Genomic DNA, 14,634 nt, shown 5'->3' on the forward strand with positions numbered 1-14,634 from the left:
CCCCGCGGTTCAGCCGAGGATCTTGCGGTCGTAGGCCACCGCGACCGCCGCCGCCCGGTCCTTCACGCCCAACTTGCCGTAGATGTGGGTCAGATGGGTCTTGACCGTGGCCTCGCTGATGAACAGCTCGCGGGCGATCTCCTTGTTCGACGTGCCGCGCGCGACCAGGACGAGCACCTCGCGCTCCCGGCCCGAGAGCGTCTCGTCGGCGGGCGCCGCGGGCGTGCGCACGGCCGTGACCAGGCGGGACGCGACCGCGGGCGACAGGACGGTGCGGCCCTCGGCAGCGGCCCGTACCGCCGTGAAGAGCTCCTCGCGCGGGGCGTCCTTGAGCAGATAGCCGGTGGCGCCCGCCTCGATCGCGGGCAGCGTGTCGGAGTCCGTGTCGTACGTGGTGAGGACCAGGACGCGGGCGCGCACGCCCTGCCTGCCCAGCTCGCGGATCGCGTCGACGCCGCCCCCACCCGGCATCCGGAGATCCATCAGGACAACGTCCGGGTCGAGGGCGGTGGCGCGGGCGACGGCCTCCACGCCGTTGGCCGCCTCGCCGAGGACCGTGAAACCGGTGGTCGACTCGAACATGCCGCGCAGACCGTCCCGGACGACGGGGTGGTCGTCGACGATCAGCAGGCTGATGGCGGCAGCGGCGGGGTCACTGGTCATGGCGCACCAAAGGTACGCGAGCGGAGATCGCCGTGCCGCCGCCTTCCTCCGACTCGACGGTGACGCCGCCCGCGAGCCGCTCGGCGCGGGCCCGCATCCCGTCGAGGCCGAAGCCGCCGCTGCCGGAGCGGGCGGGGACCACGAGGGGGTCGAAGCCGCGGCCGTCGTCGCGCACGTCGAGGGTGACCTCGCCCGCCATGAAGGACAGGGTGACGCCGACGCGGGTGGCGGCCGCGTGCCGGGCCGCGTTCGACAGCGCCTCCTCGGCGATCCGCAGCAGGCTCGCCCCGATCTCCTCGTGCAGCGGCTCGGCGGTGCCGGTGAGGGTGAAGTCGGCGCGGACGCCGGTGCGGGCCGACCAGTCCTCGACGGTCTTCTTCAGGGCCTCGGCGAGCGTCGCGTCGTCCAGGGCGGCGGGCGCCAGGTTGTGCACGGAGCGGCGGGCCTCGCCGAGGCTGTGCCGGGCGAGGTCCGCGGCCCGGTCGAGGTGCTCGCGGGCCAGGTCCCGGTCGTCGGTGTTCGCCACGACCTGGAGCTGGGCGATGATCCCGGTCAGGCCCTGGGCGATGGTGTCGTGGATCTCGGCGGCGAGCCGGCGGCGCTCGTCGGAGACGCCCGCTTCCCTTGCCTGGACGAGGAGTTGGGAGTGCAGCGCGGCGTTCTCGTCGAGCGCGTCCTGGAGCGCCTTGTTGGTGCGCGCCAGCTCGGCGATGGTGGCGACCTGGGCGAGGGAGCGCTCGCCCTCCTTCGTGTCGAGGTGGACCATGGCCGCGACCAGACCCAGGTTGACCGCGAGGAGCGCGCCGAACAGGGCCCACTGCGCCGTGTTCTGGGGCGGAAGGCCGCCCGCCTGCGATCCGGCGAGGATCACCGCGGACGCGGCCAGGCCCGGTTTGACCAGCCGGGGCAGCAGGAACCGGCCGGCGCCGAAGTAGCCGATGGCGGCGTAGAACGCGTACAGCGGGTTGAGCCACGCGAGACAGAAGGCGAGCGCCCAGCGCAGCCAGTAGTAGACGCTCCCCGCCACCGAGGGTTCCCTGCGGGCGAGGCCGATACGGAGGGCGCCCCCTTCCAGGACGACGGCGGCCGCGACGAGCCCCGCCATCGTCCACCAACCCGCACGTCCCACGCCGAAGGCGCTGTTCGTCGGCACCGCCATCACCGTGCCGACGGCGAGCAGGGTGTACGGCGACCACCGGTGGAAGGAGCGCCAGCGCTGCTCGACCTCGGCGGTGCCGGGGTCGAGCCGGGCCAGGTCGCCATCGGCTCCGGTCCATGCCCGGCAATCGGCGGGCCGTGTGCCGACCGCCCCGTTTCCGCCACGCCCGAGGCCCAGATTCCGATCCCGCTCGTCCATGCCCTCAGTCTGCGCGACCACGGCCGCCTCCCCGGTCATTCCCAGCGGAACCAGCGCGCGGCCGCGCCGGTCAGGGCCACGGCCCAGACGGCGAGCACCAGCAGGTGGGACCAGCCGGGCCAGTCACCCGAGGCGGCCTGGTTGAGGGCCTGCGCGGCGGCGCCGAACGGCGTCAGCTCGACGATGCGGGCCAGCGTGTCCGGCATCGCCTGCACCGGCAGCCAGACGCCCGCGCAGAACATCGCGGGGAAGAAAACGATCGAACCGATCGCGTTCGACACCTTCGTCGTACGGGCCCGCGAGGCGATCAGCGCGCCCAGGGCGAGGGAGACGACGACGGACAGGACGAGCGCGAGCAGATAGCCGGCGGCCTGCCGCGGCAGCGCCACGTCGAAGGCGATCCGGCCGATGGCGAGACAGATCGCGACGGAGACGAGGACGGCCGCGCCGTGGATGCCCATCTGCGCGCCGAGGACGGTCTTCGGCCGCACCGGTGTGGTCGACATGCGGCGCAGGATGCCGCGCTCCCGGTACCCGGTGATGATCGGCGGCATCGACTGGATGCCGCCCGCGATCATGCCGAGCAGCACGGTGACGGGGACGTACGCGTCGACGAGCCGGATGCCGCCGAGCCCGGCGTCGGCCTCGCGGAAGGACGGGATGGAGCCGAGGATCACGAGCAGCGCGGCGGGGAACAGCAGGATCCCGAGGACGCTGCCGGCCTCGCGCCGGAAGAGCGTGAACTCGGCCTTGAGGACGGCCCGGTTGACCGATGCCCGCCCGGTGGGGGCGGCGGTGGTGGGCGCGGTGGCGGTGGTCATGACGTTCCGGCTCCCGTCAGGTCGAGGAACGCGTCGTCCAAGGTGGCGTCGGACACGCGGAGTTGGTGGGCGGTGATGCGGTGCCGGGCGAGCAGGGTGATGACGGCGTTGACGGTCTCGTCGCCGCCGGTGAGGGTCACCCGGCCGTCCTTGTGGGCCGCGGAGGCGAGGCCCGGCAGGGCGGCGAGGTCGCGCTCGTCGAGCGGCGCGGACGGGGTGAACGAGATGACGGTGGCGCCCGCGGCCTGCCGGATCAGGCCCGCCGGGGTGTCGAGTGCGGCGACCCGCCCCTTGTCGATCACAGCGATCCGGTCGCAGAGCCGCTGCGCCTCCTCCATGAAGTGCGTGACGAGGAGGACGGTGACGCCGCTGTCGCGCACCTCTTCGATGAGCTCCCAGGTGTCGCGGCGCGAGCGCGGGTCGAGCCCGGTGGTCAGCTCGTCGAGGACGACGACGCGGGGGTTGCCGACGAGGGCGAGCGCGATGAACAGGCGCTGCTTCTGGCCACCGCTGAGCTTCGCGAACCGGGTGCCGAGCTTGTCGGTGAGCCGCAGCCGGTCGGCGAGCGGCCGCCAGTCGAGGGGCGCGGGATAGAAGGCGGAGTACAGCTCCAGCGCCTCCTTCACGGTCAGCTTCGGCTGGATCTCGCTCTCCTGAAGCTGCGCGCCGAGGATCCCGGTGACCTGCGCGTGCTCGCGCACGGGGTCGAGTCCCGCGACGCGTACGCGTCCCTCGTCGGCCGCGCGCAGCCCCTCGACGCACTCGACGGTGGTGGTCTTGCCCGCGCCGTTCGGCCCGAGGATCCCGAAGATCTCGCCCTCGCCGACGGTGAAGGAAACCCCGTCGACGACGGCCCGCCCGGCGTACGTCTTGCGCAGCCCGGCGACCTCGATGAGCGGTGCTGTGGTGGTGGTCATGGCATCAAGACTCGCCGCGCGGACCCGGCCGGGGCATCGGCCATCGCGCTCGAGCCCGCATCAACCGATCGGTTGATGGTCGGTACGACTCGGGGCCGCGGGCGCCGGGGCGGAAACTCAGTGTGAGTTGTCAGTGGCAAACCGTAGGCTCGCACCTGATGCCGACGACGACACGTGCCACCTCAGAGACGACCGGTCAACTCTCCGCCGTGCGGACGCTGTTGCGGCTGTGGCCGTACGTGCGGCCGGTGCGGGCCCGGTGGGCGGGGGCGGCCTTCGTGGCCGTGCTCGCGTCGTGCCTGGCCCTGGTCTTCCCGCTGGTCCTGAAGTGGATCGTGGACGGACCGGTGACCGAGCGCGATCCGGGCGGGGTGTGGCTGGGCGCCGGAGTGCTGCTCGGGCTCGGCATCGCGGAGGCGCTCCTGTTCGGGCTGCGCAGATGGCTGGTGGCGCGGCCGCTCGCCGGGGTCGAGGCGGCGCTGCGGGCCGATCTGTACGGGCATCTTCAGCGGCTCCCGGTCGCCTTCCACGACCGGTGGGCCTCGGGGCAGCTGCTGTCGCGCGGCACGACGGACCTGATGGTGCTGCGGATGTTCCTGGCCTTCCCGCTGACGTTCCTGATCGTCAACGGCGTGACGATCCTGGCCGGGCTCACCGTGCTCATCGTCCAGGACTGGGGGCTCGGCCTCGTCCTGCTCGCTCCCGCCGTCCCGCTGATCGTGTTCTGCTACAAGTTCGAGGACGGGTACGCGCGGGCCTCCCGCCGTGCCCAGGACCAGGTCGGCGATCTGACGACGGTCGTCGAGGAGTCGGTCCTCGGCATCCGCGTCATCAAGGGCTTCGGCCGGCACCGCAGCCAGGCCCGCGCCTTCCGCGACCTGGCGCGCACGGTGCGCGGTACGGAACTGGTCAAGGCGCGGCTGCTCGCCGGGATCCTCTCGGTGATCACGCTGCTGCCCGAAGTGGCCCTCGGCGCGGCCCTGGTGGTCGGCACGATCCAGGTCTCCGACGGCTCGCTGTCGGCGGGCACGCTCGTCGCGTTCCTGTCCACGGCGCTCGCGCTGCGCTGGCCCATCGAGTCCATCGGCTTCCTGCTGGCGATGAGCCAGGAGGCGGCGACGGCGACGCGCCGGTACTTCGAGGTGCTGGACGCGGACCCGGAGGACCCGCGCGTACGGGACACGTCCGATGGTCAACTCCCGTGCGACGGGATGCGGTTCGACGGCGTCGTCTTCCGCTACCCGGACGCCGCCGAGGACTCCGTCCCCACCCTCGCCCGCGTCGACCTGCACATCCGCTCGGGCGAGACCATGGCGCTCGTCGGCTCGACCGGCAGCGGCAAGACCACGCTCACCGCGCTCGTGCCCCGGCTGTACGACGTGACGGAGGGCCGCATCACGCTCGACGGCCGCGACATCACCGCGATGCCGCGCGCCGAGCTGCGCGAGCTGGTGTCGGTGGCGTTCGAGGAGCCCACCCTGTTCTCCGCGTCGGTCGCCGAGAACGTGCTGATGGGCGCGGCAGAGACCGCCGGAGCCGAGCAGCTGGAGCAGGCGCTCGGCGTCGCGCAGGCCGACTTCGTGGGCCGGCTGCCCGACGGCGTCGACACCGAGGTGGGCGAGCAGGGCCTGAGCCTGTCCGGCGGCCAGCGCCAGCGCCTCGCCCTGGCCCGCTCCGTCGTGGGCACGCCCCGGTTCCTGATCATGGACGACCCGCTGTCGGCGCTCGACGTGCACACGGAGGCCGCGGTGGAGGCGGCGCTGCGCCGGGTGCTCGCCGACAGCACGGCGCTGGTGGTCGCGCACCGGCCGTCCACGGTGCTGCTCGCCGACCGGGTGGCGCTGCTGTCGGAGGGCCGGATCGCGGCGGTCGGCACGCACCACGAACTGCTGCGGACGAACGCCGAGTACCGGCATCTCATGTCGGGCGAGCACACCGGGGAGCCGGACACGGAGACCGGGACTGGGACCGGGACTGGGACCGGGACCGGGACTGGGACCGGGACCGGGACTGGGACCGGGACCGGGACTGGGACCGGGACCGGGACTGGGACCGAGACGGAGACGGAGACGGAGCGCGTATGACGACGACCGCGAAGCCGAATGCCGCGACCGGCGCGAGCGGCACCGCGGACGACGAGGACGTCCGGGTCCCCTCCCCCGGCGACCCCTTCGACCAGGACGACCTGCCGACGCCGAAGGGCGCGACGGGCAGTCTGCTGCGCTCGCTGCTCGCGCCCCACCGGCGTGCCGTGACACTCACCGTCCTCGCGCTGCTGCTGCAACAGGCGGCCGTGCAGTCGGGTCCGCTGATCGTCGCGTACGCCATCGACAGCGCGGTCCCGGCGTTCCGGGCGGACGACTACGGGCCGCTGGTCGTCGTCGGCGCGGCCTTCCTGCTGTGCGCCGTCGGCTCGGCCGGGTTCGTGTGGGCGTACATCCAGCTCTCGGCGCGCGTCAGCCAGAACGTGCTGCTCGACCTGCGCGGCCGCATCTTCCGGCACGCGCAGGCGCTGAGCGTGGACTTCCACGACCGGTACACGTCGGGCCGGGTCATCTCGCGGGCGACGACGGACGTCGAGGCGCTGCGCGAACTGCTCAGCGAGGGCCTCCAGGAACTGGTCAACGTCATCGTGGGCTCGGTCTACATCACGGCGATGCTGCTCTGGCTCGACCTGGGCATCGGCTCGGTCGCGGCCCTGTCCTTCGGTCCGCTGTACGTCCTGATCCGGCTGTACCGGCAGCGGGCGGCGCGGGCGTACGCGGAGCGCTCGTCGGCGATCGCCGCGGTCATCGTGAAGTTCGTCGAGACCATGAACGGGATCCGTCCGGTACGCGCCTTCCGCCGCGAGCGCGCGAACGACGAGCACTTCGCGAAGCTCAACCACCGGCACGAGCGGTCCAACGGCACGGCGATGCTGGAGATGGCCCGCTACGTCGTCGGCTCCCGCCTGCTGGCGAACACGGCGGTGGCGGGCATGGTCCTGTGGGGCGCGTACCGGGTCGCGGACGGCACGCTCGAACTCGGTGTGCTCGCGGCGGCGGTGCTCTACATCCGCCGCCTGTACGACCCGATCGACCGCCTCGCGATGTTCCTCAACGCGTACGAGAGCGCGGCCGCGTCACTCAAGAAGATCGCGGGTCTGCTGGTCCAGGCGCCCTCGGTACCGGAATCGGCCACCCCGCGCCCGCTGCCCGGGCGGAAGGGCGAACAGCCGGGCCGCGAGGTCGAGTTCCGCTCGGTCTCCTTCGGCTACCGCACGGGCGGCGAGGTCCTGCCCCGCTTCGACCTGACGCTGCCTGCGGGACAGACGGTGGCGGTGGTCGGCTCGACGGGGGCGGGCAAGTCCACCCTGGCCAAACTGCTCTCGCGCTTCTACGACCCCTCGCACGGGGAGGTCCTGCTCGACGGCGTCGACCTGCGCGAACTGTCCATGGCGGAGCTGCGGCGCAGTGTCGTGATGGTGACGCAGGAGGCGTTCCTGTTCTCCGGGACGGTCGCGGAGAACATCGCGATCGGCCGCCCCGACGCGAGCCGCGAGGAGATCGAGCGGGCCGCGAAGGCGATCGGCGCCCACGACTTCATCACGACGCTCCCCGACGGCTACGACACGGACGTCCGCAAGCGCGGTGGCCGGATCTCGGCGGGCCAGCGCCAGTTGGTGGCCTTCGCCCGCGCCCTCCTCGCCGACCCGGCGGTACTGATCCTCGACGAGGCGACCAGCTCGCTCGACATCCCCGGCGAGCGGGCGGTGCAGCGGGCCATGCGGACGGTGCTGCACGGGCGCACGGCGGTCGTGATCGCCCACCGCCTGTCGACGGTGGAGATCGCGGACCGGGTGCTGGTGATGGCGGCGGGCGAGGTGGTCGAGGACGGGTCGCCCTCGGAACTCATCGCCGCGACCGGCGCGTTCGCCGAGCTCCACCGCGCATGGCGCGACAGCGTGACCGGCTGATTCCGGCCACACCGACACACGCCACGGGACTCCACTGCAGGGGCTTGGACGGTCGGTCTTTTCAGCCCCTCCGGCGATTGAGGAGCGGGGTCCGGGGCAGCGCCCCGAGGCCTCGCCCCCGTCACCGGCAATCGAACGACGCACACCGGACAACGAACGATTTCCGGCCAACATGTTGACGGGATCCTGACAGACCGCGCCCTCTGCTGCCAATCTTCCCAACGGCCGCGGCACAGCTGCCCCACAGCCTCATGGCGCCCGGCCGATCCACGAAAGCACTGCCTGCTCTGCGTTCTGCCCGGACGGCCAACCCCGCCGTCCGTTCACCACTGGCCGCGCACCCATGCTGCGGCCGTGCAGAAGGAGTCAGCGTGACACGCACCTCCACCTCCCACAGACGAAGAGTCACCGCCGCGGCGGCCGTCGGTTCCGTCGCCGCCCTGCTGGCCGTGGCGTTCCCGTCGGGCGCCGCGACCGCGGACGCCGGGGACACGAGCCCCGCCGCCCGCTCCGTCGCGGCCGCCGCGCGCGGCGCCGACCCGGGATCCCTGCCGGCGAAGCTCTCCCCCGCCAAGCGCGCCGAGCTGATGCGCGAGGCGAACGCCGGCAAGGCCGAGACCGCCAAGGACCTCGGCCTCGGCAAGAGCGAGAAGCTCGTCGTCCGGGACGTCCTCCAGGACAAGGACGGCACCACCCACACCCGCTACGAGCGCACCTACGACGGGCTCCCGGTGCTCGGCGGCGACCTGATCGTCGAGGCCACGAAGTCCGGCGCCGAGAAGAGCGTCACGAAGGCGGCCAAGGCCCAGCTCAAGAACGTCGACACGAGCGCCGACGTGAAGGCCGCCACCGCCGAGACCCAGGCGTTGAAGCTCGCGAAGGCCGACGGCTCGAAGAAGACCGAGGCCGACCGCGCTCCCCGCAAGGTCGTCTGGCTCGGCCAGGGCGCGACGAAGGGCAAGCCCACCCTCGCGTACGAGACCGTGGTCGGCGGCCTCCAGGAGGACGGCACCCCGAACCAGCTGCATGTCATCACCGACGCCACCACCGGCAAGAAGCTCCACGAGTGGCAGGCCATCGAGACCGGCACGGGCAACACCCAGTACAGCGGGACCGTCACCCTCGGCACCGCGCAGTCCGGTTCCTCGTACACGCTGAACGACACCGCACGGGGCAGCCACAAGACGTACAACCTGAACCGCGGCACGTCCGGGACGGGCACCCTCTACTCCGGCGCGGACGACGTGTGGGGCAACGGCTCCGCCTCCAACACCGAGACGGCCGCCGCCGACGCCCACTACGGCGCCGCCCTGACCTGGGACTACTACAAGAACGTCCAGGGCAGGACCGGCATCCGCGGCGACGGCGTCGGCGCGTACAGCCGGGTCCACTACGGCAACGCCTACGTCAACGCGTTCTGGGACGACAGCTGCTTCTGCATGACGTACGGCGACGGCAGCGGCAACACCAAGCCGCTCACCTCGATCGACGTGGCCGCGCACGAGATGACGCACGGCGTCACGTCGAACACGGCGGGCCTCAACTACTCCGGTGAGTCCGGCGGGTTGAACGAGGCGACGTCCGACATCTTCGGCTCCACCGTGGAGTTCTACGCCAACAACTCCACCGACGTCGGCGACTACCTCGTCGGCGAGAAGATCAACATCAATGGCAACGGGACGCCGCTGCGCTACATGGACAAGCCGAGCAAGGACGGCGCGTCCAAGGACGCCTGGTACTCGGGCATCGGCTCGGTCGACGTGCACTACTCATCGGGCCCGGCGAACCACTTCTTCTACCTGCTCAGCGAGGGCAGCGGCACGAAGACGATCAACGGCGTGACCTACAACTCGCCGACCTCCGACGGCCTTCCGGTCACCGGCATCGGCCGCGACAAGGCGGCGCTGATCTGGTTCAAGGCGCTGTCCACGAAGTTCACGTCGACGACGAACTACGCGGGCGCCCGCACCGGCACCCTCGCGGCCGCCGGCGAGCTGTACGGCACGTCGTCCGCCGAGTACAAGGCGGTGCAGGACGCGTGGGCCGGCGTCAACGTCGGCGCCCGCTCCGGCGGCGGCGACCCGGGGACCGGCAAGACGTTCACCAACGACACGGACGTGAACATCCCCGACTATCCGGGGGCCGCCGTCACCTCGTCCGTCACCGTCTCCGGCGTCAGCGGCGCCGCGCCGTCCACGCTGAAGGTCGGCGTCGACATCGTGCACACGTGGAGCGGTGACCTCCAGGTGGACCTGGTCGGCCCGAGCGGCCGCACGTACCGGCTGCACAGCTCGGCGTACGACCCGACGCCCAACATCCAGACCACGTACACGGTCAACGCCTCCGCGGAGACCGCGAACGGCACCTGGAAGCTGAAGGTCCAGGACCTCGGCCAGCAGGACACGGGCTACATCAACAGCTTCAAGCTGACGTTCCCGTAGGCCCCACCCCACCCGGGCGCGCCACGACGGCGGTTCAACTCCCCGTCGTGGCGCGCCTGTTCATGTGCTGTTCGCAATCCGGTGGCCGTTTTCCGTTGAACGGACGAATTCCGGTCAACCTGCGATCACGTACATGACATTTACCGACGTCTGCTGTCACAGTCATCCCGCACGGCAAAGCTCACCCCCCACATCACACAAGGAGCTTTCTTCGTGAACCCCCACATATCCGCCCGCACTTCCTCCTCGCGCGGCAAGCGGACCACCCTCGGCATCGCCACGGCCGTCGCCGCCGGCGCCCTGCTCGCCGGCACCCTCGCCACGACCGGCGCCTCGGCCGACCCCGCGGCCTCGGGCGAGAAGCTCGTGGTCAAGGACGTCGTGAAGGACAAGGACGGGACCACCCACACCCGTTACGAGCGGACCTACGACGGACTCCCGGTGCTCGGCGGCGACCTGATCGTCCACCGGAAGAAGTCCGGCGCCCGCGAGGGCGTCACCCGCGCCACCGCCAAGTCCATCGCCGTCAAGACCGAGGGCGTCTCCCTCAAGGCCGCCCCGTCCGGCGCCCGCAAGGTCGTCTGGGCGGCGTCCGGCACCCCGAGACTCGCGTACGAAAAGGTCGTCACGTCCACGAAGGAGGACGGGACGCCGAGCAGGCTGCACGTCATCACGGACGCCAAGACCGGCAAGAAGATCTACGAGTACGACGACATCCGCACCGGCGCGGGCGACTCGCTCTACAGCGGCAAGGTCGACATCGGCACGACCGGTTCCGGCTCGTCCTTCTCCCTCACGGACGACACGCGCGGCGGCCACTCCACGTACGACCTGAAGAACGGCGAGTCCGGCAAGGGCACGCTGTTCACGGACGACGACGACACGTGGGGCGACGGCACGACCAACGACGCGGCCACCGCCGGTGTCGACGCCGCGTACGGCGCCCAGGTCACCTGGGACTACTACAAGAACGTGCACGGCCGCAGCGGCATCAACGGCGACGGCAAGGGCGCCTACTCCCGCGTCCACTACGGCGACGCGTACGTCAACGCGTTCTGGGACGACAGCTGCTTCTGCATGACGTACGGCGACGGCGAGGGCAACAAGAAGCCGCTCACCTCGATCGACGTGGCCGCCCACGAGATGAGCCACGGCGTCACGTCGGCGACGGCGGGCCTTGTCTACAGCGGCGAGTCCGGCGGCCTGAACGAGGCGACCTCCGACATCTTCGGCACCTCCGTCGAGTTCTACGCGAAGAACGCCGAGGACGTCGGCGACTACCTCATCGGCGAGAAGATCGACATCGCCGGCGACGGCAAGCCGCTGCGCTACATGGACAAGCCGAGCAAGGACGGCAACTCGCTCGACAGCTGGAAGGACGGCGCGGGGGACGTGGACGTCCACTACTCCTCGGGCATCGCCAACCACTTCTTCTACCTGCTCAGCGAGGGCAGCGGAAAGAAGACGATCAACGGCGTCGACTACGACTCCCCGACCGCGGACGGCTCCACGGTCACCGGGATCGGCCGCGACAAGGCCGAGAAGATCTGGTTCAAGGCGCTGACGTCGTACTTCACGTCCACCACGGACTACGCGAAGGCGCGCGAGGGAACGCTGAGCGCGGCCGACGACCTGTACGGCGCGGACTCGGCGGAGTCCAAGGCCGTCGCGGCGGCGTGGACGGCCGTGAACGTCAAGTAGCCCTCACGGCGGGGCGGCAGGGGCGGGCGCGCGGGCGTCCGCCCCTGCCGCCGTCTCACCGCATCAGCACTCCGGCCCCCTCCTGCGTGGCCTCCGTGGGCACCGCGACGAGCCCCGTCTCGGCCACCGATGCGAGCAGCGGATGTGCGGGCAGTACGCGGACCGTGTAGCCGTAGGGCCCGCTGCGGTCGAGGGCGAGCGGGCCCTCGTACGACCAGCGGCCCTCGGCGTCGGGGCCGCCCAGCGGTTTGAGCGGCACCGTCGTCGGCTCGGTGATCCGGTCCTCGGAGTCGACGCGCCCCGCCACGGCCTGCACCTCGACGTCGTCGGGGCCCAGCTCGCCGAGCGCGACGCGGACGTGGAGGCCGAGCGTGGCGCCCAGTTCGGCGCCGCCCGCCGAGGCCTCCACGTGGTCGACGGTGATCCGCGGCCAGGCGGCGCGGACCCGCGCCTTCCACGCCGCGAGCTCCCGCGCGGCGTCCGCGGTGAGGGCGCGCGCGGACTCGGCGGCGGGGGCGTACAGCTGGTCCACGTACTCGCGGACCATGCGCCCGGCGAGCACCTTGGGGCCGAGGTGGGTGAGGGTGCGGCGGACCATCTCGATCCAGCGGTCGGGCAGCCCTTCCGGGCCCCGCTCGTAGAAGCGCGGCGCGATCCGGTTCTCCAGGAGGTCGTAGAGCGCGGCCGCCTCCAGGTCGTCGCGCCGGTGCTCCTCGGTGCTGGTGCCGTCGGCCGTCGGGATGGCCCAGCCGTAGTCGGGGGCGAACCATTCGTCCCACCAGCCGTCCAGGACGGACAGGTTGAGGCAGCCGTTGAGCGCCGCCTTCATGCCGCTCGTGCCGCAGGCCTCCAGTGGGCGCAGCGGATTGTTCAGCCAGATGTCGCAGCCGGGGTAGAGCTTCTGCGCCATCGCCATGCCGTAGTCGGGCAGGAAGACGATGCGGTGGCGCACACGCGGGTCGTCGGTGAAGCGGACCAGCTCCTGGACGAGCCGTTTGCCGCCGTCGTCGGCCGGGTGCGCCTTGCCCGCGACGACGATCTGCACGGGCCGCTCCTCGTCGAGCAGCAGCCGCATCAGCCGGTCCGGATCGCGCAGCATCAGCGTGAGCCGCTTGTACGAGGGGACGCGGCGGGCGAAGCCGATGGTGAGCACGTCGGGGTCCAGCACGGTGTCGATCCAGCCGAGTTCGGCGGCGCCCGCGCCGCGCTGGCGCCAGGACGCGGCGAGCCGTTCGCGCACCTCGTCGACGAGGTGGCCGCGCAGTTCGCCGCGCAGCTGCCAGATGTCGCGGTCGGGTATCTCGCCGACGGCGTCCCAGCGGTCCGAGCCGCCGACCGACAGGGCGTCCTCGGTGCGCCGCTCCCCGATCTGCCGCGCGCCGAGCCGGTACACCTCGGGGGCGACCCATGTCGGGGCGTGCACGCCGTTGGTCACGGAGGCGATCGGCACCTCCTCGACGTCGAATCCCGGCCACAGTCCGGCGAACATGTCGCGGCTGACGGAGCCGTGGAGCGTGGAGACGCCGTTGGCGCGCTGCGCGAGCCGCAGCCCCATCACCGCCATGTTGAAGACGTTCGGGTCGCCGCCCGCGTACGTCTCCATGCCGAGCCCGAGGATCCGCTGCACGTCGAGCCCCGGCAGCTCGGCGCAGGCGCCGAAGTGCCGGGCGACGAGCTCCCGGTCGAAGCGGTCGATGCCGGCGGGGACGGGCGTGTGCGTCGTGAAGACGGTGCCGGCCCGCACCGCTTCGAGCGCGGGGTCGAAGTCGAGCCCCTGCTCGGCGAGTTCGGCGATCCGCTCCACTCCGAGGAACCCGGCGTGCCCCTCGTTGGTGTGGAAGACCTCGGGTGCGGGATGCCCGGTGAGCCGACAGTAGGCGCGCACGGCCCGCACCCCGCCGATCCCGAGCAGCATCTCCTGCAGCAGCCGGTGCTCGCTGCCGCCGCCGTAGAGCCGGTCGGTCACGTCCCGTTCGTGGGCGTCGTTCTCCTCGACGTCCGAGTCGAGCAGGAGCAGCGGCACCCGGCCCACCTGTGCCTGCCACACTCTCGCGAGCAGCCGGCGCCCGCCGGGCAGGGCGAGCGCGAGGTGCACCGGGCTCCCGTCGGGCTCCCGCAGCAAAGTCAGCGGCAGCTCGTTCGGGTCGGTGACCGGGTACGTCTCCTGCTGCCAGCCGTCGCGGGTCAGCGACTGCCTGAAGTATCCGTGCCGGTACAGCAGTCCTACGCCGATCAGTGGCGCCCCGAGGTCGCTCGCGGCCTTGAGGTGGTCGCCGGCGAGGATCCCGAGGCCGCCCGAGTACTGCGGCAGCGCGGCCGTGATGCCGAACTCCGGCGAGAAATAGGCGATGGCGGCGGGGAGCCGGTGCTGCCCCGCCCCTTCCTGGTACCAGCGGTCGTCGTGCAGGTAGCCGCGCAGATCGTCGGCGACCGCGCCGAGCCGCGCGAGGAACTCCGTGTCGTCCGCCAGCCGGGCGAGCCGCTCGGGCGGCACGCTGCCGAGCAGCCGCAGCGGATCGCCACCGGAGGCGGCCCAGTGCTCGGGGTCCACGGCGGCGAACAGATCACGCGTCGCCGCATGCCAGGACCAGCGCAGATTGCGCGCCAAGTCGTGCAGCGGGGCGAGAGGTTCGGGCAGGACCGGGCGGACGGTGAATCGACGAATGGCCTTCACGTGCTCACCTCTGCGGTTGCGCGTCGGATGCCTGAGTCGCGACCAGACGTTAGCCGCCCGACCGCGCCGCGGGCCACGGCGCGTGCCCGGGCGCCGAAACGTGTA

Annotated in this window: 9 protein-coding genes; 4 read left to right on the forward strand and 5 right to left on the reverse strand. The window is 71.9% G+C overall.

All coding sequences use genetic code 11. The features are described from left to right. Positions 1–9: 9 nt before the first annotated feature. From ACY34M_RS35730 to ACY34M_RS35745, 4 genes are read right to left on the reverse strand one after another with little or no spacing between them, the layout of a single operon-like run. Positions 10–663, reverse strand: a complete 654-nt coding sequence (locus tag ACY34M_RS35730; RefSeq protein ID WP_462722523.1) for a response regulator — start codon at positions 661–663, stop codon at positions 10–12. Then, complete coding sequence (locus ACY34M_RS35735) at positions 653–2,041, reverse strand: sensor histidine kinase (protein WP_462722522.1); 1,389 nt, start codon at positions 2,039–2,041, stop codon at positions 653–655. Before ACY34M_RS35735 ends, ACY34M_RS35730 begins: the two co-directional genes overlap by 11 nt. Positions 2,042–2,055: 14 nt before the next feature. Beyond that, positions 2,056–2,841 (reverse strand): ABC transporter permease, encoded by a 786-nt coding sequence (locus ACY34M_RS35740; RefSeq protein ID WP_462722521.1) that lies wholly within the window; start codon positions 2,839–2,841, stop codon positions 2,056–2,058. Then, complete coding sequence (locus tag ACY34M_RS35745; protein ID WP_462722520.1) at positions 2,838–3,758, reverse strand: ABC transporter ATP-binding protein; 921 nt, start codon at positions 3,756–3,758, stop codon at positions 2,838–2,840. Before ACY34M_RS35745 ends, ACY34M_RS35740 begins: the two co-directional genes overlap by 4 nt. 158 nt (positions 3,759–3,916) lie before the next feature. Between ACY34M_RS35745 and ACY34M_RS35750 the strand changes: the two genes are divergently transcribed. The 4 genes from ACY34M_RS35750 to ACY34M_RS35765 all read left to right on the forward strand — a co-directional run bounded on the left by ACY34M_RS35750 (position 3,917) and on the right by ACY34M_RS35765 (position 11,855). Next, positions 3,917–5,842, forward strand: coding sequence for an ABC transporter ATP-binding protein (locus ACY34M_RS35750; RefSeq protein ID WP_462722519.1), 1,926 nt, complete (start codon positions 3,917–3,919; stop codon positions 5,840–5,842). After that, the gene (locus ACY34M_RS35755; RefSeq protein ID WP_462722518.1) at positions 5,839–7,713 is read left to right on the forward strand and encodes an ABC transporter ATP-binding protein; all 1,875 of its coding nucleotides are present in this window, start codon (positions 5,839–5,841) and stop codon (positions 7,711–7,713) included. The genes ACY34M_RS35750 and ACY34M_RS35755 overlap by 4 nt, the downstream gene beginning before the upstream one ends. A gap of 371 nt (positions 7,714–8,084) precedes the next feature. Beyond that, on the forward strand, positions 8,085–10,154 hold the full coding sequence (locus ACY34M_RS35760) for a M4 family metallopeptidase (RefSeq protein ID WP_462722517.1): 2,070 nt from the start codon (positions 8,085–8,087) through the stop codon (positions 10,152–10,154). A 213-nt stretch (positions 10,155–10,367) separates the two neighbouring features. Then, positions 10,368–11,855: a M4 family metallopeptidase gene (locus ACY34M_RS35765; protein ID WP_462722516.1), complete on the forward strand. Its 1,488-nt coding sequence runs from the start codon at positions 10,368–10,370 to the stop codon at positions 11,853–11,855. Between the two features lie 55 nt (positions 11,856–11,910). Here the strand turns inward: ACY34M_RS35765 and glgP are convergent, their stop codons facing one another. Beyond that, on the reverse strand, positions 11,911–14,529 hold the full coding sequence (gene glgP, locus ACY34M_RS35770) for an alpha-glucan family phosphorylase (RefSeq protein WP_462722515.1): 2,619 nt from the start codon (positions 14,527–14,529) through the stop codon (positions 11,911–11,913). Between the last annotated feature and the right edge of the window lie 105 nt (positions 14,530–14,634).

This window comes from Streptomyces sp. EDA2-14 (assembly GCF_054963755.1).

What these genes read in the sequence shown, in the direction of transcription:
- ACY34M_RS35730 (WP_462722523.1), bottom strand. Translation starts at nt 663, where the DNA reads ATGACCAGTGACCCCGCCGCTGCCGCCATCAGCCTGCTGATCGTCGAC.
- ACY34M_RS35740 (WP_462722521.1), bottom strand. Translation starts at nt 2,841, where the DNA reads ATGACCACCGCCACCGCGCCCACCACCGCCGCCCCCACCGGGCGGGCA.
- ACY34M_RS35745 (WP_462722520.1), bottom strand. Translation starts at nt 3,758, where the DNA reads ATGACCACCACCACAGCACCGCTCATCGAGGTCGCCGGGCTGCGCAAG.
- ACY34M_RS35750 (WP_462722519.1), top strand. Translation starts at nt 3,917, where the DNA reads ATGCCGACGACGACACGTGCCACCTCAGAGACGACCGGTCAACTCTCC.
- ACY34M_RS35755 (WP_462722518.1), top strand. Translation starts at nt 5,839, where the DNA reads ATGACGACGACCGCGAAGCCGAATGCCGCGACCGGCGCGAGCGGCACC.